Source organism: Dactylosporangium maewongense, from assembly GCF_039531485.1.
GTDB lineage: Bacteria > Actinomycetota > Actinomycetes > Mycobacteriales > Micromonosporaceae > Dactylosporangium > Dactylosporangium maewongense.
Window position 1 is genome coordinate 724 of record NZ_BAAAQD010000044.1, and the last position, 21388, is coordinate 22111.

Genomic DNA, 21388 nt, shown 5'->3' on the forward strand with positions numbered 1-21388 from the left:
CCCCGGCCTCTGGTGGCGGCCCCGGCCTCTGGTGGCGGCCCCGGCCTCTGGTGGCGGCCCCGGCCTCTGGTGGCGGCCCCGGCCTCTGGTGGCGGCCCCGGCCTCTGGTGGCGGCCCCGGCCTCTGGTGGCGGCCCCGGCCTCTGGCGGCGGCCCCGGCCTCTGGTGGCGGCCCCGGCCTCTGGCGGCGGCCCCGGCCTCTGGCGGCGGCCCCGGCCTCTGGCGGCGGCCCCGGCCTCTGGCGGCGGCCCCGGCCTCTGGCGGCGGCCCCGGCCTCTGGCGGCGGCCCCGGCCCCGGCGGTGATCCCGGCGCCGTCGGACTGGCGGACTCGGCGGCGGCGACAACGAGGACGTGGACGTGGACGACGAGTTCGTGCCTGCGTGGCGGGGTGGCAGGTGGGGCGACGGCTCTTGTGGATGAATGGGTGGCGTGTTTGCGGGGTGATCAAGGGGCGGGTGGGCGGTGTGGGCGAAGGGTATCGATGGCTGGCGGGGTGTTGTGGCCGATGCGTGACGGCGAATGTCGGGTGGCTGTCGTACCGTTCTAGCCGTGGCCGATGCCGTACCCCTGCCGACGGTGCCCGGGATGACCGGGTTGACCGTGTTTGCGCGTGGCGGGTATGCGACCGTCTACCGGGCGACGCAGGAGTCGGTCGGGCGGGAGGTGGCGGTCAAGGTCGAGCATCGCACGCTGGAGTCCGAGCGGGACCGGCGGCGGTTCATGCGGGAGGCGCGGGCCGCCGGGCGGATGTCGAGCCACCCGCACGTGGTCGACCTGTTCGACGCGGGGGTCACCGACCTCGGGCACCCGTACCTGATCATGGAGCTGTGCGACGGGTCGTACGCCGAGCGGATGCGGGACTCGCCGCTCAGTGCGGCCGAGGCGCGGGACGTCGGGTTCAAGATCGCTGATGCGCTGGCCGACGCGCACGCGCTGGGGGTGCTGCACCGGGACGTGAAGCCGGCGAACATCCTGTTCAGCCGGTTCGGGGAGCCGGCGCTCGCGGACTTCGGGCTGGCGATCCTGGCCGAGTGGCGCGATGAGTCCATGACGCTCGACACGCTGACGCCGGCCTACGCGCCGCCGGAGACGTTCCGGCAGTCGCCGCCGGCCGGGTCGGCGGACGTGTACTCACTGTGCGCCACGCTGTACGCGCTCATGCGTGGGCGCCCGCCGCGGTGGCGGGAGGACCAGGCGCCGAGCCTGCTGTCGCTGGTCGACATGTTCAACGAGCAGATCCCCGACCTGCCCGGCTGCCCCGAGAACCTGATGGCGGTGCTGCGGGCCGGCATGGCCAACGACGAGACCGCCCGGCCGTCCGCGATCGAGCTCCGCGACCAGCTGATCAACCTGCGCCTGGAAGCGCCGCCGCAGGTGGTCGTCCCGCCGCTCGGATCGCCGCCGGTGGAGCCGGTGTACACGTCGAAGCCGCCGGCCGAGATGAGGGAGGATCCCGACAAAACGGTCCAGCATGGCATCGAAGAGCGGCCGGAGGTCGTGCTCGACACGCCGACCCCGCCGCCGGGCGCCAAGCGGTTCATCCTGGTCGCCGCGGCCGTCCTGCTGCTCGTGGCGGCCCTCGCCGGCGCCGGTATCGCGTACAACCTGAAGGCCGACAAGAAGGAAGGCCCCGACCCGGCGAAGAGCCCGACCGCGAGCGCGGCCCCCGAGAAGGGCGTCCCGGCGACGATCGCCTGCCCGCCGACCGCGCCGAGGGCCGCCCGCTGCTCGCAGACCGTGGAGTGCTTCGACGCGGCCAAGAAGCCGGTCGGCTGTGAGATGCCGCACACCTGGGAGGTGTTCGCCTACGGCGACCTTCCCAAGGGCAGCCAGGTGCGGTCGGCCCAGGACAGCCAGACGGTCCGCGAGGTGTGCAGCGTGAAGACGTTGCTGCTGGTGTACCTGCCGGCGGTGGGATGGGACGTGGACGTGCTGCTGCCCGACGTGGCGCAGCAGCAGGCGGGACCGACCACGTTCCGCTGCCTGGCCGGCGAGCCGCCGGGCACGTTCACCGGCCAGCAGCTGCGCGTCAGTAAGACTTCTCCTGCCCCATCAGGTGCTGGGCGACGAAGTTGAGGATCATCTCCCGCGAGACCGGCGCGATGCGGCCGGCGCGGGTGGCGCCGAGCAGGGTCGCGACGCCGTACTCGGTGGTCATGCCGTTGCCGCCGTGCGCCTGGATCGCGGTGTCCACGGCCAGCGCCGACGCCTCCGCCGACGCGTACTTGGCCATGTTGGCGTTGACGCCCGCCTCCAGGTCGCGGCCCGCGTCGTAGAGGGCCGCCGCCTTCGCGACCATAAGCCGGGCCAGCTCGACCTGGATGTGCGCGTGCGCCATGGGGTGCGCGACGCCCTGGTGGCTGCCGATGGGGCGGCCCCAGACGGAGCGGGAGGCGGTGTAGGTGGAGGCCCGTTCCAGCGCGTACCGCGCGGTGCCGCAGGCCATCGCCGCGACCGTGATCCGTTCCGGGTTGAGGCCGGAGAACAGCGCCGGCAGGCCCGCGTCGGGGTCCTCGCCGATCAGGCAGGAGGCCGGGACCCGCACCTCGTCGAAGAACAGCAGGAACTGGTTCTCCGGCGACACGATCTCCATGTCCAGTTTGGACATGGAGAGCCCGGGGGCGTCCGTGGGGACCATGAACAGCGCCGGCTTGAGCTTGCCGGTGCGGTCGTCGGCCATCCGGGCGACGACCACGACCTGCGAGCATTCGTCGACGCCGGAGATGTACACCTTGCGGCCGGTGATCACGTAGTCGTCGCCGTCGCGGCGGGCCACGGTGGACAGTTTGTGGAAGTTGGAGCCGGCGTCGGGCTCGGTGATGGCGAAGCAGACCTTCCGCGTGCCGTCGGCGAAGCCCGGCAGCCAGCGGGACCGCTGCGCCTGCGTGCCGTGCCGGTCGACGATCGTCGCGGCGATCGCGGGCGACACCACGAGCAGCAGCAGCGGCGCGCCGGCCGCGGCCAGCTCCTCGCAGACGATCGCCAGCTCGGTGATGCCGCCACCGCCGCCGCCGAACTCCTCGGGGACGCTGACGCCGAGGTAGCCGAGCTTGGCCGCCTCGTCCCACAGCTCGTCGGAGTGCTCGCCGGCCTTCGCCTTGCGCACGAAGTACTCGTGCCCGTAGCGCTTGCCGAGTTTCGCCACCGCGTCGCGGAGGTCCTGCTGTTCCTGGGTGTAGTCGAAGTCCATGAGGGGTGGGCTCCAATCAAAAAAGCGAAACCAAGGCTAGGCCGGCGACAGCACCGCCAGCAGGGCTCCCGACTCCACCTGCGAGCCGGCCGCGACCCGCAGGTCGCTGATGACACCGTCGGTGGGGGCGTGGACGGGGTGTTCGAGCTTCATCGCCTCCACGGTCAGCAGCAGCTCGCCGGCGGCGACCCGCTGGCCGGGCACGACGAGCACGCGGCCGACCGCGCCGGGCAGCGGCGCGATCAGGGAACCTTCGGGCTGCTCGGCGACCGGCAGCGGGTAGCGGGGCAGCTCGGCCAGCGTCACCGAACCCTCGGGACTGTCCACGTAGGACACCGGGCCGACCTCGTGCACGGAGAAGTGCAGCCGCACCCCGGCGACGTCGAGCACGACCTGGTCGCCGGTCGCGGACAGGATCTCGACCAGCGGGTGGTCGGGCGCGCCGGCCGGGTCGAGCGCGGCACCCGGCAGGTCGACGTCGTCGGGGTCGACGCGGCGCACCGCCCAGGCGGCCAGGTCGTTGAGGCGGTCCAGCCGGTAGCCGACCTCGATGACGCCGGTCGGCCCCTCGTACACCACCGATTGCAGCGAGCTCGGGACGTTGCGCCATCCGGAGGGCAGCCCCGGCAGGGTGGCCCGCTTGGCGCGGCGGGCGGCGCCGGACAGCGCGGCGGCGAGGCACGAGAGGCGCACGGCGTCCACCGAGGACAGCAGCGGCACGAAGACCTCGGGGTGCCGGTCGAGGAAGCCGGTGTCGGTGCCGCCGGCCAGGAACGCCGAGTGCCGCAGCACCCGCACCAGCAGGTCCCGGTTGGTGGTGACGCCGTGGAAGCGGGCGCGGGCGAGGGCGTTGGACAGCATCCTGGCGGCCTCGGCGCGGGTCGGCGCCCAGGCGATGAGCTTCGCGAGCATCGGGTCGTAGTGCACGCCGACCACGGAGCCGTCCACGACCCCGGCGTCCAGGCGCAGCCCCGGGGCGGGCAGCGGGCCGAACGCGTGCGCGACGCCCGGCACGTCGAAGCGGTGCAGCGTGCCCGTCGAGGGCATCCACGCGTAGGCGGGGTCCTCGGCGTACAGGCGGACCTCGATCGCGTGCCCCCGCAGCGGCGGCGGGCCGTTGAACGGCAGCGACCCGCCCTCGGCGACGACCAGCTGGAGCCGCACGAGGTCGACGCCGACGACGCACTCGGTGACCGGGTGCTCGACCTGCAGGCGGGTGTTCATCTCCAGGAAGAAGAACTCGCCCGACGGCGCGAGGAGGAACTCGACGGTGCCGGCGCCCACGTAGGACACCGCCCGGGCGGCGGCGATCGCCGCCTGGCAGAGCCGGTCCCGCAGCTGTGGGTCGACGGCCGGCGACGGCGTCTCCTCGACGATCTTCTGGTGCCGGCGCTGGATGGAGCACTCGCGCTCGCCGAGCGTCACGACGTTGCCGTGCGAGTCGGCCATGATCTGGACCTCGATGTGGCGGGCCCGTTCGATGTACCGCTCGCAGAACACCGTCCCGTCGCCGAACGCCGACGCCGCCTCGCGCCGCGCGGCCGCGACCGCCTCGGCGAGCGACTCGCGGTCCCGCACGATGCGCATGCCCCGGCCGCCGCCGCCCGCGGACGCCTTCACCAGGACCGGGAACGTCTCCACCTGCTCGGGCTCGAGCGCGGTCGGCAGCATCGGCACGCCCACGTCGGCGAGCAGCGCCTTCGCCTCGATCTTCGAGCCCATGAGCGCGATCGCCTTCGGCGACGGCCCGACCCAGGTGAGCCCGGCGTCGATGACGGCCCGCGCGAACTCGGCGTTCTCCGACAGGAAGCCGTAGCCGGGGTGCACCGCGTCGGCGCCGCACTTGCGGGCCGCCGCGATGAGCAGGTCGCCGCGCAGGTAGGTGGCGGCCGGCGCGTTGCCCGGCAGGTGGACGGCGTAGTCGGCCTCGGCGACGTGCGGCGCGTCGGCGTCGGAGTCGGAGTAGACGGCGACCGTCTCGACGCCCATCGCCCGGCAGGTGGCGAACACCCGCCGGGCGATCTCGCCGCGGTTGGCGACAAGTAGCCTGCGAATCACGGCTGGTCCTTTGCTTAGAGGCGGAAGACGCCGAAGTTGGGGTTCTGGTCACCTGAACGGACGAGTGCCAGGCACATGCCGAGCACGGTGCGGGTGTCGCGCGGGTCGATGACGCCGTCGTCGTACAGGCGGCCGGACAGGAACAGGGCGGCCGACTCCTGCTCGACCTTGTGCTCCACCATGAACCGCATGGTGCGGTCCTGCTCCTCGTCGTAGGCGTGGCCCTTGGCCTCCGCGGCCTGCCGGGCGACGATCGACAGCACCCCGGCGAGCTGCTGCGGGCCCATGACGGCCGACTTGGCGTTGGGCCAGGTGAAGAGGAACCGCGGCTCGAAGGCGCGGCCGCACATGCCGTAGTTGCCGGCGCCGTAGGACGCGCCGATGTTGACCGTCAGGTGCGGGACCCTGGAGTTCGCCACCGCGTTGATCATGAGCGCGCCGTGCTTGATGATGCCGCCCTGCTCGTATTCGCTGCCCACCATGTACCCGGTGGTGTTCTGCAGGAAGAGCAGCGGCGTGCCGGCGGCGTTGGCGAGCTGGATGAACTGGGCCGCCTTCTGCGCCTCGGCGGAGAAGAGCACGCCGCGGACGTTGGCGAGGACGCCGATGCGGTGGCCGTGGATGGCGCCCCAGCCGGTGCACAGGGCCTGCCCGTAGGCGGGCTTGAACTCGTCGAACTCGCTGCCGTCGAGGATCCGCGCGAGGATCTCGCGGGGGTCGAAGGGGACGCGGAGATCGGCGCTCGGGATGCCCAGGAGGTCATCGGCGTCGAACTTGGGCTCGGTGCCGTAGCTCCGGCCGACGGAATGCCCGAAATTGCGGACGACGCCCCGGGTGAGGCGGAGCGCGTCGCGCTCGTCCTCCGCGATGTAGTCGGCCAGGCCGGAGCGGGAGGCGTGCATCGCGGCGCCGCCGAGCGTCTCGTCGTCGACGGTCTCGCCGGTGGCCATCTTCACCAGCGGCGGGCCGGCGAGGAACACCTTCGCCCGGTCCCGCACGAAGATCGTGTAGTCCGACATGCCGGGCACGTACGCGCCGCCGGCCGTCGCGTTGCCGAACACCACCGCGACCGTCGGGATGCCCGCCGCCGACAGCCGGGTCAGGTCGCGGAACGCCGCACCGCCCGGGATGAAGATCTCCGCCTGCTGGGGCAGGTCCGCGCCGCCGGACTCGACCAGGTTGATCATCGGCAGCCGGTTCTCGCGGGCGATCTGCCCCGCCCGCTGGGTCTTCTTCAGCGAGAACGGGTTGACCGCCCCGCCGCGGACCGTGGGGTCGTTCGCCACGATCACGCACGGCGTGCCCTCGACGATGCCGATGCCGGTGACGACGCTCGCCCCGACCGGGTAGTCGGTGCCCCACGCGGCGACCGGGCAGATCTCCAGGAACGGCGAGTCGCGGTCGACCAGCAGCTCGATCCGCTCGCGGGGCAGCAGCTTGCCGCGGGCGTGGTGCCTGGTCACGTACTTCTCGCCGCCCCCGCCGCGGGCCTGCCGCAGCGCCGAGTCCAGCTCGGTCAGCCGCTCCAGCATCGCCTCCCGGTTGTCCAGGTAGGCGGCCCCGCGCGGGTCCAGCGCACTGGTCAGGATCGGCATGCCTCAGACCCCCAACTGCTTCGCGATGATCTCGTTCATGATCTCCGTGGTCCCGCCGCCGATGCCCATGATCCGAGCGTCCCGGTAATGGCGCTCGACCTCGGCGTCGCGCAGATACCCGAGGCCACCGTGCAGCTGCACGGCCTGGTCGACGACGTGGTCGCAGGCCGCGACCGCCGTGTTCTTCGCCATCGCCACCTCCGTAACGAGTTGATCGCCGCTTGCGACACGCAGCGCGGTGTGTCGCACGTAGGTGCGGGCGACGTCGACCTGCCGGGCCATCTCGGCGAGCCGGTGCCTGACCAGCTGCCGGCTGGCGAGCGGCCGCCCGAACGTGTGCCGGTCGCGGACCCAGGCGAGCGTCAGGTCGAGGCACCGCTGCGCGGTCGCGTAGCACTGCACGGCGAGGGACAGCCGCTCGGCGGCGAAGTGCGCCAGCAGCGTCTGGACGCCGCCGACGTCGTGGCTCCTCGGCACCCGCACGTCCACGAAGGACAGCTCGGCGGTGTCCGAGCAGTGCCAGCCCATCTTCTCCAGTCGTCTGGTGACGGTGAAGCCTTCCGCCACGACTAGCCGCACGCCGTCCTCGGTCCGCACCGCCGTGGTGGCGAAGTCGGCCCTGGCGCCGCTGGTGATGAAGAGTTTCGTGCCGTTCACGGTGTACGAGTCGCCGTCGGCCTTCGCGGTGGTGCGGATCCCGGCGACGTCGGATCCGCCGTCCGGCTCGGTGATCGCCAGGCAGCCGATGCGCTCGCCGCGCAGGGTGGGCCGCACATATCTGTCGATGAGGTCGGCGTCGCCGCTCGCGACGATGTGCGGCAGCGCGATCCCGTGGGTGAACAGGGCCGCGATCAGCCCCGACGAGCCACCCGACTGGATGATCTCCTCGGTGACCACGATCGAGTCGAGCAGGTTGCCGCCCTCGCCGCCGACCTCCTCCGGGAACGCGATCCCGAGCAGGCCCAGCTCGGCGGCCTTGCGGTGCAGGTCGCGCGGCACCTCGCCGGCCCGCTCCCACGCGTCGAGGTGCGGCACGATCTCGTTGCGGGTGAATTTCCGCACAAGGTCCCGCAGCTCCGGCTTCGCGAACGCGTCGATCATGGCAGCAGCTCGTCGGGGATGTCGACGACCCTCGATCGCAGCCACTCGCCGAGGGCCTTGCCCTGCGGGTCGAAGCGGGTGCTGGCCGCGACCCCGTCGCCGAGGATGCCGCGCACGACGAAGTTGAGCGCGCGGAGGTTCGGCAGCTCATACCGGCTGACGTCGCGCACCTCCGGCAGCAGCGTCTTGAGCAGGTCCTCGGTGAGCGTGGCCCGCAGCCACGCGTACGCCTCGTCGGAGCGTGCCCAGACACCGATGTTGGCGTCGCCGCCCTTGTCGCCGGACCTGGCCCCGAACAGCGTCCCCAGTGGCACTCTCATCGGACCTCCACCGTGCTGCCGTCAGGGAGGACCGCGACGTGCGGGACCTCGCCGCGCGGTACCGAACCCGCTGAGAACACTCCGAAGGGCGTGGCGTCGCCAGGTGGGCCGGTCAGCGTGAGGCCGGGATAGGAGGCCAGGGCCAGCTCGACGGCCGCCTGCGAGAAGGCCCGGCCGGCCGCCTTCTGGTCGGTGCTCTTGATGTGCACGGCCAGCAGCGCGCTCGCCCGCTGCTCGTCGTCGGCGTCGGGGTGGTCCGTGCGGGCCAGCGTGAACTCCATCGGGTGGTCCAGCCTGCGCCGCAGCTGCCGCTCGACGAGGGCGGCCTTCTCCTCGATCCGCAGTCCACACAGGACGAACGTCATGCTGTTGCGGAAGCCGCCGAGGGCGATGGTGCCGACCTTCAGCGTGTCCGGCGGGGGGCTGCCCTTGACCCCGGTGACCTCGACCCGGTCCTGTCCGAGCTGGGTGAGCCGGATCGTGTCGAAGTGGGTGGTGACGTCCGGGCCGAGGTACTCGGGGGCGCCGATCTCGTACAGCAGCTGCGCGGTGACCGTGTCGACCGTGACGGCGCCGCCGGTGCCGGGGTGCTTGGTGATGACCGACGACCCGTCCCCGTGCAGCTCGGCGATCGGGAAGCCGGCGTGGTCGAGGTCGGGGATCTCGGTGAAGAACGAGTAGTTGCCGCCGGTCGCCTGGGCGCCGCACTCGAGGATGTGGCCGGCGACGGTGGCGCCGGCGAGGGCGTCGAGGTCGCCGGGGGTCCAGCCGTAGCGGGCGATGCCGGGGCCGACGACCAGGGACGCGTCGGTGACCCGGCCGGTGACGACGACGTCCGCACCGGCCTTGAGGCACTCGGCGATGCCGAACGCGCCGAGGTACGCGTTGGCGTTGGGCGCGATGGCGTCGCCCTCGACGTGCGCGACCTTGACGCCCGGCGCGACGGCCTCGATCGCCTTCCGCAGGCCGGCCGGGTTGAGGCCGCCGGCGTTCGTGACGATCTTCGTGCCCTGGTCGCGGGCGGTCTGCAGGAAGCCTTCCAGCTGCCTGAGGAACGTCTTGGCGTAGCCGGTGCCCGGGTCCTTCATGCGGTCCTTGGCCAGGATCAGCATGGTCAGCTCGGCGAGATAGTCGCCGGTGAGCACGTCGAGCGAGCCGCCGTCGAGCATCTCCTGCCAGGCCGTGGCGCGGTCGCCGTAGAACCCCGAGGCGTTGCCGACGCGGATCACTGCCGCGGCTCCCGCTTCTGCCCGGGCGGCCCGGCGAACGCCTGGGCGAGCGTCATCCACTCCCGCGCCTCGTCGCCGGTGGCCAGCAGCCCGAGGTCGGCCGGGTTTCTGCGCTGGGTGACCAGCAGGCAGAAGTCCAGGACCGGGCCGGCGACCCGGTTCGGCGCGTCCTCGGGTCCGAACGTCCACAGTGCGCCGTCCACGGTGGACAGCTCGACCCGGAACGGGCCCGCCGGCGCGCTACGGCCGTGGCTGAGGAAGCTGTGCCCGATCGTGCGGAAGCCGAGGTTGGCCACGTGCCGCAGGCGGTCCGTCGGGCGGCGGTGCTCCTGGGCGTCGGGCCGCTCCGGGAACGTCTCGGCCACGTCCTGGCCGTGCGCCCACGTCTCCATCATCCGGCCCGTCGCGCTCGACAGCGGCGACATCGCGGTGCCGAACCACGGCAGCTTCTCGCCCTTGGGTTTACTGGTCAGCGCCTTCGCCAGCGCGTCGCGGCCGTCGCGCCAGCGGCGCAGCAGCTCCTCGGGCGGGGCGATGTGCTCGGCCGCCGCGCGGTCCACCATCGTGAACGGGTCCTCGATCGCGCTCATCCGCTCGACGAACGCCGCCGGGTCGGTCGCCGCGAGGGTCGCCACCGTGTCGGTCCAGTGCAGGTGCGCGATCTGGTGCGCGACCGTCCACCCTTGCGCGGGGGTCGGCCGGCTCCAGTCCTTGTCGTCCAGCGCCGACACGAGGCGGTCGAGCGATGCCGACTCCGCCTCCAGGTCTTGCAGGACGTCGTCCAACGTCACCATCTCAGGTCCCCAGGATCGTCGTGAGCTGCACTTTCCACGCCGCGAGCAGCTGGCCGCGGCGGTGACTGTCGTCGGTGAGCAGGTTGGCCACGCCGAGGCCGCGCAGCAGGTCGAGGGTCGCCTGCACCGCCTCGCGGACGCCCGGGCGGCGCTCGTCGGCCCCGAGCAGCTCGACCGTCAGGCGGTGCATCTCGCGGCCCACCCGCGCCTCCAGGGGCACCAGCGCGTCGCGGAGGTCGGCGTCGGTGCGGGCGGCGACCCACACCTCGAGGGCGGCGACGAACAACGGACCGGTGAACGCGGCCGCCAGCATGTCCAGGACCTTGTCGAGCCGCTCGTCGCGGTCGCCGGTGAGCGCGGCCGCCTCGGTGCGGATCTCCTCGGCCCGCCGCTCGGCGAGATGCGTGACGGCGGCGAGCACCAGGGCGGCGCGGGTCGGGTAGTGGTGCAGCTGGGCGCCGCGGGAGACGCCGGCGCGCTCGGCGATGACCGTGGTCGTGGCGCCCGACCAGCCGTGCAGGACCAGGCAGTCGACGGTCGCCTCCAGCAGGCGCTGCTGGGTGGCGCGGCTGCGCTCCTGCTGCGGGGCTCGGGTTGCGCTCACACCTTCGAGGTTGGCCTCTTCAAAACAAACAGTCAAGCCTGATTTTTTTGACCGCAAGCAAAAAGGCACGCGGCGGCGTGCCTTTTTGGGGTGTCTGTTCTGTTCCTCTGTCCTGTTCCTCTGTGCCTCAGACGCGGGCGCGGCGGGCCAGGCGCTCGGGGTCCATGATGATGACGCTCTTGCCGTCGAGGCGGAGCCAGCCGCGGGAGGCGAAGTCGGCGAGGGCCTTGTTGACCGTCTCGCGCGAGGCGCCGACGAGCTGCGCCATCTCCTCCTGGGTCAGGTCGTGGTTGACCCGCAGGACGCCGCCGTCGCGGGTGCCGAAGCGGCCCGCCATCTGCAGCAGCGTCTTGGCGACCCGGCCCGGCACGTCGGTGAAGATCAGGTCGGCGAGGGCGTCGTTGGTGCGGCGCAGCCTCCTGGCCAGCACGCGCAGCAGCTGCTCGGCGATCTCCGGCCGGTTGGTCAGCCAGGGCCGCAGCGCCTGCTTGCGCAGCCGGGCCAGCCGCGTGTCGAGCACCGCCGTGGCGGTCGCGGTGCGCGGCCCCGGGTCGAAGAGCGACAGCTCGCCGACCATGTCGCTCGGGCCCATCACGGCGATCAGGTTCTGCCGGCCGTCCGCGGCGCGGCGACCCACCTTGATCTTTCCGGACAGCACGATGTACAGGCTGTCGCCCGGCTCGCCCTCACTGAACACGATCTCGCCCTTGCGGACGTCGATCGTCTCCATCTCCTTGGCGAGGGATTCGGCAGCCTCGGGCTCGACGCCCTGGAAAATGCCGCTGCGCGCCAGTACCTCGTCCATCGCGTCCACCTCGAATCCGTCGGCGCGTCGCTCGCCATGAGCAATCACGCGAACGTCAGTTTATGCACACGGGGTCGTCTCCCGGGCGTCGGGCAGGATGATCACAATACATGCCGACCTGCGGGCGCGCCCCTTCTCGACGGTACCGGTGACGCAGCGGAACCGGACGGTCACGAGGTCGCGGGGGTGCGATATGTTCGCCGCGGGGCGAGTGGACCCCACCGGTTTCAGCTGTGGGGTGGGAAGCGCATGACGGTGTACGGCGGATCGCCCTCCCGTTGGCCCGACGATCGCGAGCAGCCTCCACAGGACCAACCGCCCGGCCGCGACGAAGGTTACGGCCCGCCCGGCCCGGATCCGCGCGCCGGAGACTGGGCCGCCGAGCCCGGGACCGCGGCGTGGGGCGCCGACGCCGGTGCCGCCGTCTGGGGCGGTGACGGCCGTGGCGCCGATCCCGCGACGGCCGCCTGGCGCGCCGACACCCGCCCCGACCCCCGTTCCGGCGACCCCCGTTCTGGCGATCGCCGTCCGGGCGACTCCCGTGCTGGCGATCCTCGCCCCGGCGACCCGCAGGGCGGCGAGCTGCGCGGCGGCGACTTCCGGGCGACGCAGCCGCCCGGCAGCGCGTGGGCGCCCGACGACGACCGCGGCCCGCAGCCGACCTCCGGCCCGGCCTTCGGCGGGGGTGCGCAGGGCACCTCCCAGGTCCGGGGGAGCGCTTCGCCGGCCGGACCGCTGTTCGACCCGTCCGGCCCGCCGCGGGGTGCCGCGCCGGCCGGCTATGACGGCCCGCCCCCGGTGCGGGGCTCGGCCGCGCCGCCGCCCCCGCCGTTCGACGCGGGCCTTCCGGCGCGGGGCAGCGCCCAGCCGACCGGCTCCCTGTTCGACCCGGGTGCGCAGGCCACCGGCCAGGTCCGAGGGAGCGCACAGCCGTCCGGGTCCATGTTCGAGACCGGTGGGCAGCCCACCGGCCAGGTCCGCGGCGGCGCGCAGCCGTCGGGCTCCATGTTCGAGACCGGCGGGCAGCCGACGGGGCAGGTCCGGGGGAGCGCTTCGCCGGCCGGACCGCTGTTCGACCCGGGCGCGCCGGCCACGGGCCAGGTCCGCGGCAGCGCCAGGCCGGTGAGTGGCACGTATGGCGCCGCCGCCGTCCCCGGCGCCGAGCCGACCGGCGCGTTCCGCGACGCGGACCCGCAGGCCACGGGCGCGTTCCGGGAGGCCCGTCCGCCCGCGACGGGGACCTTCCGCGACGCGGACCCGCAGGCCGCCGGCACCTTCCGCGACGGCGACCCGCAGGCCACCGGCTCGTTCCGTGACGGCCGGCCACCCGCGACCGGCACGTTCCGCGACGCGGACCCGCAGGCCACCGGCGCGTTCCGGGAGGCCCGCCCGCCCGCGACGGGGACCTTCCGCGACGCGGACCCGCAGGCCACCGGTGCGTTCCGGGAAGGCCGGCCGCCGGCGACGGGGACGTTCCGCGACGGCGACCCGCAGGGCGGCGCGCTGCGGGATGTGCCGCCGTCGGGGCCGCTCAGGGATCCGCACCCGCAGGCCACGGGCACGTTCCGCGACGCCGGGCTGCGGGCCTCGGGCGGTGCGGTGAGCGGTCCGTTGTACGGCGAAGGAACCGCGTACGGCGAAGGACCCAGCTACAACGACGGCCCCTCCGGCCGGGGCTTCGGCACCGGGCAGTCCTCGGGGCCGGTCTACGGCGCCCAGCCGGCCGGGCCGGTCTACAACGCCACGCGGGCGCCGGACCCGGGGGCGACCCGCGGGCCGGACGACCTGTTCGCGGCGCAGGCGTACCAGCCCGAGGAGCGGGCCGGGCGGCGGAAGCTGCCGCTGCCCGGGGAGGCGCCGCCGGAGAAGAGCGGGGGCGGCCGCCGGACGGCGATCATCCTGGGCGTGCTCGCGGCGCTGGTGATCGGGGCCGGGACGGCGGGCGCGGCGACGTTCCTGGGCGGTGACGACCCGGAGCCGACCAAGAGCCAGCCGGCGGTCGCGCAGCCGGGCGGCCAGGCGAGCACGCCGGGCGGCGGCACGTCCGCGCCCGCGGCGGGCGGGGCGGCCGGGCAGGAGGTCACGATGACCGCCACCGGCGACATCGTGATGGGCATGGCGCCGGGCGGCCTGCCGCCCAACAACGGCAAGGGGTTCTTCGACCCGGTCAAGGAGTTCCTGACCGCGGACTTCCAGATGGGCAACCTGGAGCAGGTGCTGACCGAGGACACGGGTGTCGGCAAGTGCTCCGCGGAGTCGGCCGGCAAGACGTGTTTCGCGTTCCGGACGCCGCCCGGCTACGTCAGCAACCTCAAGGACGCCGGGTTCCACATGATGACCATGGCGAACAACCACGCCTACGACTTCGGTGAGGTCGGGTACAAGAACTCGCAGAAGGCCCTCGACGGCGCCGGGATCAAGTACACCGGATGGCCGGGGATGATCTCGGTCGGCGAGGCGAAGGGCGTGAAGATCGCGGTCGTCGGGTTCGCGTCATACAAGTGGTCGAACCTGTGCAGCGACCTCGGCGCGGCGGAGACGATCATCAAGGAGGCCGCGACCAAGGCCGACCTGGTCGTCGTCCAGGTCCACCAGGGGGCGGAAGGCTCCGACAAGACGCACACCAAGCCCGGCACGGAGTTCTTCCTCGGGGAGAACCGGTGCGACACGATCGCGTTCGCGCACAAGGTGATCGACGCCGGCGCCGACCTGGTCGTCGGGCACGGGCCGCACGTCATGCGGGCGATGGAGTTCTACAAGGGCCGGCTGATCGCGTACAGCCTCGGCAACTTCGCCGGTTACAAGGCGCTGAGCTACAACGGCACCGTCGGCATCGGCGGGGTGCTCAAGGTGACGATGACCGGCGACGGCACCTTCAAGAGCGGATCGCTGACCGCGACGTACATGGTGGCGCCGGGCCTGCCGAAGCCGGACCCGAAGAAGCAGGCGATCCCGTTCGTATCCAACCTGACGAAGCAGGACTTCCCGTCCACGGGGGCGAAGATCGCCGCCGACGGGACCATCACCCAGCCGAGCGGCTGACCCATCGTCCGGCGGGGCCGGCGGCTGACGCTGGGCAGGCCAGCTCCGCGCGGTGACGCTGAGCCGGTCGCCGCCGGGCGGCGACGTAGAGTCGGAGCGTGACTGAGACTGCGCTGGGGCTGAAGCGGCGTGCGCGCAGGATGGGGCGGGCACTCGCGGAGATCCATCCCGACGCGCACTGCGAGCTGGATTTCAGCACCCCGCTGGAGCTCGCCGTCGCCACGATCCTGTCCGCGCAGACCACCGACGTGCGGGTCAACCAGGTGACCCCGAAGCTGTTCGCGCGCTACCCGGACGCTGCCGCGTACGCGGCCGCCGACCGGATCGAGATGCAGGAAATGCTCGTGCCGCTCGGGTTCTTCCGCAACAAGACCGACTCGCTGATGAAGCTGGGGCAGGCGCTGATCGATCGGCACGACGGGCAGGTGCCCGGCACGCTCGACGCGCTCGTCGCGCTGCCCGGGATCGGGCGCAAGACCGCCAACGTGATCCTCGGCAACGCGTTCGGTGTGCCCGGCATCACCGTCGACACGCACTTCCAGCGGCTCACCCAGCGCTGGCACTGGACCACGGAGACCGACCCGGTGAAGATCGAGCACGTGGTCGGGGCGCTGATCGAGCGCCGCGACTGGACCATGCTGTCGCACCGGGTGATCTTCCACGGGCGCCGGGTCTGTCACGCCCGCAAACCGGCGTGCGGTGCCTGCACGTTGCGGCGCGACTGCCCCTCGTACGGGATAGGCGAAACGAACCTCGAAGCGGCGATCGGCCTGTTGAAGGGGCCACGGGTCGCCGAGCTGACCGAGCTGGCGCTCGCCTCATGAAGCGCCTGCTCACCGGGCTGGTCGTGGCCGCCCTGTTCGCCCTGTCCGGCTGCACCGGCGACGCACCGGCAGCCGACGACGGAGCCGCCGCCGCACCGGCCGGCCCGCCGTGCCTGACCCCCGTCGAGTCGCCCGCCGCCGCCTCGAAAGACGGCAAGCCGCTGCCCGCGATGGCTGTGAAGTGCTTCGACGGTGGTCGCTACGTCGACGCGGCGCTGCTCGGCAACGCGCCGACGATCATCAACCTGTGGGGGTCGTACTGCGAGCCCTGCCGCACGGAGCTGCCCGCGTTCCAGCGGTTCGTGACGGCGGCCGGCGGCAAGGTCCGGGTCGTCGGCGTGGTCGTCAAGGACTCGCGGAGCGCCGCGCAGTCGGTGATCGATGACAAGAAGCTGACATTCCCGATGCTGGAGGACCGCGACCAGCAGTTCTCGATCGCGTTGAGCCAGGCGGTGGGCAAACCCGTCTCCAGCGCGCTGCCGGCCACGCTGTTCGTCGCGCCGGGGGGACGGATCGTCCACACGTACCAGGGGGAAGCCCTCGACGAGGAGAAGATCCGCGCCCTCACGGCCGGGTATCTGGGGATTGAGGTGTCCGCGTGAGTGACCGTCCCGACTGGCTCCAACCCCTGCTCGACCGCCTCCGGGACACCTCGGCGAGCGACTTCACGCGGCTGCCGACCCCCGACGGCGAGGGGCCGCGGCAGAGCGCGGTGCTGGTGCTCTTCGGCGAGCAGGAGGAGAGCGGCCCCGACATCCTGATGCTGCAGCGGGCCGCCACGATGCGGAACCATGCCGGCCAGCCCGCGTTCCCGGGCGGCGCGGTCGACCCGACCGACGCCGACACGATCGCGTGCGCGCTGCGCGAGGCGGAGGAGGAGGTCGGGCTCGACCCGGCGAGCGTCGAGGTGATCACGACCCTGCCGACCCTGTGGATCCCGGTGAGCAACTTCCTCGTCACGCCGGTCGTCGCGTGGTGGCGCTCGCCACATCTCGTCGGACCCGCCGATCCGGCCGAGGTGGCCCGGGTCGAGCGCCTGCCGATCCGTGACCTGGTCGACCCGGCGAACCGTCTCCGGGTGCGTCACCCCAGCGGATGGATCGGTCCGGCGTTTCGGATTCACGACATGTTGGTGTGGGGCTTCACCGCCGGCGTGGTCTCCACGCTGCTGGAACTCGGCGGATGGGCGGTTGAGTGGCCGACAGACCGGGTTGAGGAACTGCCGACACCTGGTGCCGCCCCCGTAGGCTGAATGCGTGTCTGGCAGCGTGATCGATATCGTCCTTGTGCTCCTCGTGGTGATGTTCGCCGTCAACGGCTACCGCCAGGGGTTCCTCGTTGGTCTGCTGTCCTTCGCCGGGTTCTTCGGCGGCGCGCTGCTCGGACTGCGCATCGGGCCACTCGTGGCCGAACACTTCGATGACGACCCGATCCGGGTCGTCATCTCGTTGGCGGCGGTCTTCGGGCTCGCGGTCGCCGGTCAGGCCCTCGCCAGCTTCGTCGGCAACCGGCTGCGTACGGCGATCGTCAACCGCACCGCGCAGGGCCTCGACAACGCCGGCGGCGCGGTCGTCTCCGTCATCGCCGTCCTCGTCGTGGTCTGGCTCGTCGCCGCGCCCCTGAGCCAGTCGTCGCTGCCGTGGCTGGCCCGCTCGGTGAGCAACTCGTTCATCCTCAACGGCGTCGACAAGCTCATGCCTTCGGAGGCCGACAAGCTGTCCGAGGCGCTGCGCGACACGGTCGACACGCGCGGCTTCCCCGACGTGTTCGACGGCCTCTCGCCCACCCGCGTCCGCGAGGTCGAGGCGCCCGACCCGAAGCTTGCCGGCTCCGAGCTGGTGAAGAAGTCGGAGCGCTCAGTCGTCAAGGTCCGCGGCGTCGCGCAGAGCTGCTCCCGCCGCATCGAGGGCTCCGGCTTCGTCTACGCCACCGACCGCGTCATGACCAACGCCCACGTCGTCGCGGGCACGAAGTCCACCACGGTCGAGGTCAACGGCTCGCAGAAGAAGGCCGTCGTCGTCGCGTACGACCCCGACCGCGACCTCGCCGTCCTCTACGTCAAGGGGCTGAACGCCCCGATCATGCCGTTCGCCACGAAGAAGGCCGAGACCAACGCCGACGCCATCGTGATCGGCTACCCGCTGGACGGCCCGTACAACGCCCAGTCCGCCCGCATCCGCGAGCACCGCAACATCACCGGCCCCGACATCTACGAGGACGGCAAGGTCACCCGCGAGATCTACACGATCCGTGCCCTGGTCCGCAGCGGCAACTCCGGCGGCCCGCTCGTCTCCCCCGACGGCACCGTCCTGGGCGTCATCTTCGCCGCCGCCGCCGACGACCAGAACACGGGCTTCGCCATCACCGCCGATGAGGCAGCGGCCGTCGCCGACGCCGGCAAGACCCACACCGACCCGACAGGCACAGGCAAGTGCGCTTGATGCCTTTTCGCCTCCTGTACGGCACTGCCGCCGGGGCTTTCGGCTCGCTGATGTTGTTGTAGTCCGCTGGTGGCCGCGTGCCCCTACGGCTCCGATGACTGTGGGCTGCCTCGAGTGGGCTCCGGTGTCTTTCGTGGGCGGCGGCCCGACAGCTGGCGGCGTCGCCGGTGGACGCTGTCTGATGCGGTTGCCGGTGTCAGAAGCGCTTGGCGTGCCTGGCTCTGTGATGGAGCACGACTCCGGCGGCGCCGGCGGCGAGGATCAGCAGCATCGCCAGCAGCCCGACGGTGATGCTCGACCCGACCGGCACGCTCCTGTCCGCCATCTGCCGGGCCCGGGCCAGGCCGGCCGCCTCGCTGGCCGGCAGCGGCGCGGCGCCGCCCTCCTGCGGCACCTCGGTGGCCTCTTCCCTCGGCGCCGCCCCGCTCTGAGCAGGCTTCCCGGCCTCGCCCTTCGGCGGTGCCACGGTCAGCGGGTTCGCGACCACCTCGGCCACCGGCTCCCGCAGCGCCGCCAGCGGATCGACCTCGCCGAACCCGAACTCGTCGTCCCGCCCCGCCGGCCCCAGATCCTTCGCCGTGCCGATCAACCGGTTGATCACGTTCGCGGCGCTCATCGTCGGATACTTCGCCCTGACCAGCGACGCCGTCGCAGCCACCAGCGGCGCGGCGAAGCTGGTGCCCTGCACCTGCCAGTACCCGCCACCGGGCCTGGCGCCGGTGAGATTGTCAGCGGGCGCGGTCAGCACCGTCTCCGGCCCCGTCAACGAGCCTGTCCACAACCCGCCCGCCCCGCCCGCCGCACCGCCGGCGCTGTCACTGGCGGTCGTGCTCGGCGCCGGCTTCGCGCTCGGCTGCGCCGCGCCTCCGCCGCTCAGCCCGGCCACGGCGACGACGCCGGGCTCGCGGGCCGGGTACCAGACCTCGTGGATCGACGGGTCCGTCGCCACGTTGCCCGTGCAGGCCACGACGACGACGTCGTGCGCCGCCGCGTACCGCAGCGCCTCGGCGATCTCGTCGCTGCGCAGCGCGCCGCCGAGCGACAGGTTGAGCACCTTCGCCCCGTGGTCGACCGCCCACCGCACACCCTTGGCGACGACCGCTGGGTCGTCGTACTTGTTCGACCTGTCCAGCACCCGCACCGGCAGGATCTTCGCCCCCGGCGCGACGCCGGCCACTCCGCTGTTGTCGTCGGCCCGCCCCGCGATCAACCCCGCGACCGTCGTGCCGTGCCCGACCGGATCGACCCGCCCGTCACCGCCGTCGACGAGATCCACGCCCGGCAGCACCTGCCCCGCGAGATCGGGATGCTTCGCGTCGACCCCGCTGTCGAGCACCGCCACGATCACCCCGCTGCCCGTCGACACCTTCCACGCATCCTTGGCGTCGAGCGCGTTGAGCTGCCACTGCGCCGACCTGGTCTGGTCGGCCCCGGCCGGCTGCGCCGCGACCAGGCACACCAGCAGCGCGAAGACCGCCGTAACAAGGCCACGGGCGGCGGCGCGGAAGAGGGAAACAGGTGCGATGCCACCCATTCTGGACCGCGCCGGCAGGCTCTGTCAGCCATCCTGACCGTCCCGCCAGATTCTTAACCAGCCGCTAAACGTCCCCCAAGAACCAACCCCGATCCGATGCGAGCTCACGTCAAGCCCTCATTGAGCCGACGGGTCCCCTACGTCGATGGCCGCGCAGGCCCGGATGCATCCTCATGCCAGCCAGCTCGTACAGGTCGGTGCGTTCTCATGTCGTCGACCCGGACCCGCCAGGTGCGCCCTTCCTGGTGCGTCCTCCCCTTCAGCCCGTCAGCGGCCTGTCAGCGGCCCCTTCACCGGCCCGCGTGCCGGTCGGTGCGTCCTCACCGTCAGCGGTCCGCGTACTGGCCGGTGCGTCAGCAGCTCGCTACCGGCCGGTGCGTCCTCTCACGTCAGCGGCCCCGTACAGGGCGATGCGTCTCACCGGAGGAGGCCATAGAGACCCAGGACGGCGCAGGCCAGCGGGATCGCCGACACCAGGCAGAGGACGTCGAGGATGTCGGCGGCGCGGCCCGCGTACGGCGACAACGGCCGCAACGCCGCACGCGCTCCCACCAGCGCGGTGCCCAGCGCCGCCGCCGCGATCAGCGACGTCAGCACCGCCCCCGGCGGAGCGGACAGGGCGAGCGCGACCAGGGCGCACCCGCCCGCCGCGAGTAACGGCACACGGTGGCGCACCGTGACGAACATCCGGGCGCGCAGCACCAGCGCCACGCCGGCGACCGCGACCAGCACCAGGCCGGACACATCGCGGGAGTGGGTGAGCACGGCGGCGGCGACGCCCGCGACGAGGGCCGAGCCCAGCAGCATGCCGGTGAGCATCTCGTCGGTGCGGGCGACGGCCGCGAAGACGCGGTCGCGGTCCGGTGGCGTGCCGAGGCCCGCGCCGGTCGCGGTGAGGTCGCCGGGCAGGGCGACGACCGGCATGGGCAGCTTGCCCAGCCTGATGGCGAGCAGCGGAGTGCCCGCGACGCCGGCCACGACGACCGCGAGGACGACGGCGGCCGCCGCGGCCGGGCGCAGCTGCACGGCCAGGAACGCGCCCCCGGCGCCGAGCAGCGCGGCGGTCGCCGCGGCGACGAAGAGCCGGAGCAGGTGCGCGACGCCGGCGCCGGCGAGCAGCGAGATGACGAGGAGTGCCGTGGAGGCCAGCAGGACGCGCCCGGCGGCGTCGGTGAGCGGCGGGGCGCTGAGCCAGCCGAACGCGGCCGCGAACGGCAGCCCGGACGCGGCCACGACCGCGCCGGTCAGGGCGTCGCCATAGGCCCTGGACGCAACGGTGCCGGTGAGGACGAGGACCAGCGCGGCGACCGCCGCGACCAGCGCCAGATCGCCGCGGACCGTGGCGACGAGGACGACGGCAAGGCCGGCGCCGGCGGCGGTGAGCGCGGCGGCCCGTGTCGCGGCCGGGTTCCAGGCGACGCCCTGGCGACGGGCGCCGGCGGCGATCGCGTCGACCACGTCGTCGAACTCGGGATCGGGCCAGCTCGACCGGGCCGGGACCAGGTGCAGGACGGCGCCGTCGCGGACCTCCTGACCGGCCAGGCCGGTGGTGGTGGACAGTGCGGTGCCGTCGCCGCGGCGCAGGAGCCACCCGCCGTGCCGCTCGCCGTCGTCGGCGAGGCCGACCCCCGCGTGCTGCAGCAACTCGGGCAGCAGCTCGGCCAGCGGGACGCCGTCGGGCAGCGCGACGTCGACGCGCCGCTGGGGCGAGTTGATCGTCACGCGGGCCAGGCCAGGGGATGCTGCGGGCATGCCTCAGGGGTACCACGATCGATGCCGCGATGGCGCCCCGCGACCTCGGATCGCACGTTGTGTGACTGAGATGTAACTCTCGATGCAACCTCGTCCCAC

General features: G+C 72.8%; 15 protein-coding genes and 1 pseudogene. 6 read left to right on the forward strand and 10 right to left on the reverse strand.

Annotated features, from left to right (window positions below; genetic code table 11):
- Positions 1 to 585: 585 nt before the first annotated feature.
- On the forward strand, positions 586 to 2076 hold the full coding sequence (locus ABD332_RS54515) for a serine/threonine-protein kinase (RefSeq protein ID WP_344514093.1): 1491 nt from the start codon (positions 586 to 588) through the stop codon (positions 2074 to 2076).
- Here the strand turns inward: ABD332_RS54515 and ABD332_RS54520 are convergent.
- From ABD332_RS54520 to ABD332_RS54555, 8 genes and pseudogenes are all read right to left on the reverse strand, one after another.
- The gene (locus ABD332_RS54520) at positions 2030 to 3190 is read right to left on the reverse strand and encodes an acyl-CoA dehydrogenase family protein (protein WP_344514095.1); all 1161 of its coding nucleotides are present in this window, start codon (positions 3188 to 3190) and stop codon (positions 2030 to 2032) included. The genes ABD332_RS54515 and ABD332_RS54520 overlap by 47 nt on opposite strands.
- Before the next feature lie 36 nt (positions 3191 to 3226).
- Entirely contained in the window at positions 3227 to 5248 is a 2022-nt protein-coding gene (locus ABD332_RS54525) for an ATP-binding protein (RefSeq protein ID WP_344514097.1), read from the reverse strand.
- Positions 5249 to 5262: 14 nt separating this feature from the next.
- A complete protein-coding gene (locus ABD332_RS54530; RefSeq protein WP_344514099.1) occupies positions 5263 to 6843 on the reverse strand; it encodes an acyl-CoA carboxylase subunit beta in 1581 nt (526 codons plus the stop codon).
- 3 nt (positions 6844 to 6846) lie between these two features.
- Positions 6847 to 7944: an acyl-CoA dehydrogenase family protein gene (locus ABD332_RS54535; RefSeq protein WP_344514101.1), complete on the reverse strand. Its 1098-nt coding sequence runs from the start codon at positions 7942 to 7944 to the stop codon at positions 6847 to 6849.
- Positions 7941 to 9433, reverse strand: a pseudogene (locus ABD332_RS54540) (acyclic terpene utilization AtuA family protein). Before ABD332_RS54540 ends, ABD332_RS54535 begins: the two are co-directional and overlap by 4 nt.
- A gap of 56 nt (positions 9434 to 9489) precedes the next feature.
- The gene (locus ABD332_RS54545) at positions 9490 to 10287 is read right to left on the reverse strand and encodes a TIGR03084 family metal-binding protein (protein ID WP_344514103.1); all 798 of its coding nucleotides are present in this window, start codon (positions 10285 to 10287) and stop codon (positions 9490 to 9492) included.
- A 1-nt stretch (position 10288) separates the two neighbouring features.
- Positions 10289 to 10891, reverse strand: a complete 603-nt coding sequence (locus ABD332_RS54550; protein ID WP_425552451.1) for a TetR/AcrR family transcriptional regulator — start codon at positions 10889 to 10891, stop codon at positions 10289 to 10291.
- 127 nt (positions 10892 to 11018) lie between these two features.
- Entirely contained in the window at positions 11019 to 11696 is a 678-nt protein-coding gene (locus ABD332_RS54555; RefSeq protein ID WP_033363643.1) for a Crp/Fnr family transcriptional regulator, read from the reverse strand.
- A 1842-nt stretch (positions 11697 to 13538) separates the two neighbouring features.
- Between ABD332_RS54555 and ABD332_RS60360 the strand changes: the two genes are divergently transcribed.
- The 5 genes from ABD332_RS60360 (at position 13539) to ABD332_RS54580 (ending at position 18003) form a co-directional block, all read left to right on the forward strand.
- Positions 13539 to 14738 carry a CapA family protein gene (locus ABD332_RS60360; protein WP_425552455.1) on the forward strand — a complete coding sequence of 400 codons (1200 nt, stop codon included), beginning with the start codon at positions 13539 to 13541 and terminating at the stop codon, positions 14736 to 14738.
- Between the two features lie 140 nt (positions 14739 to 14878).
- On the forward strand, positions 14879 to 15562 hold the full coding sequence (nth, locus tag ABD332_RS54565) for an endonuclease III (protein ID WP_344514193.1): 684 nt from the start codon (positions 14879 to 14881) through the stop codon (positions 15560 to 15562).
- The gene (locus tag ABD332_RS54570) at positions 15559 to 16164 is read left to right on the forward strand and encodes a TlpA family protein disulfide reductase (protein ID WP_344514108.1); all 606 of its coding nucleotides are present in this window, start codon (positions 15559 to 15561) and stop codon (positions 16162 to 16164) included. The genes nth and ABD332_RS54570 overlap by 4 nt, the downstream gene beginning before the upstream one ends.
- A complete protein-coding gene (locus ABD332_RS54575; protein ID WP_425552452.1) occupies positions 16161 to 16814 on the forward strand; it encodes an NUDIX hydrolase in 654 nt (217 codons plus the stop codon). Before ABD332_RS54570 ends, ABD332_RS54575 begins: the two co-directional genes overlap by 4 nt.
- A gap of 4 nt (positions 16815 to 16818) precedes the next feature.
- Complete coding sequence (locus tag ABD332_RS54580; RefSeq protein WP_344514110.1) at positions 16819 to 18003, forward strand: MarP family serine protease; 1185 nt, start codon at positions 16819 to 16821, stop codon at positions 18001 to 18003.
- A gap of 196 nt (positions 18004 to 18199) precedes the next feature.
- On the opposite strand, the gene ABD332_RS54585 is transcribed toward ABD332_RS54580, so the two are convergent.
- On the reverse strand, positions 18200 to 19537 hold the full coding sequence (locus tag ABD332_RS54585) for a S8 family serine peptidase (RefSeq protein ID WP_344514112.1): 1338 nt from the start codon (positions 19535 to 19537) through the stop codon (positions 18200 to 18202).
- A 417-nt stretch (positions 19538 to 19954) separates the two neighbouring features.
- Positions 19955 to 21289, reverse strand: a complete 1335-nt coding sequence (gene eccD, locus ABD332_RS54590; RefSeq protein WP_344514114.1) for a type VII secretion integral membrane protein EccD — start codon at positions 21287 to 21289, stop codon at positions 19955 to 19957.
- Positions 21290 to 21388: the final 99 nt, after the last annotated feature.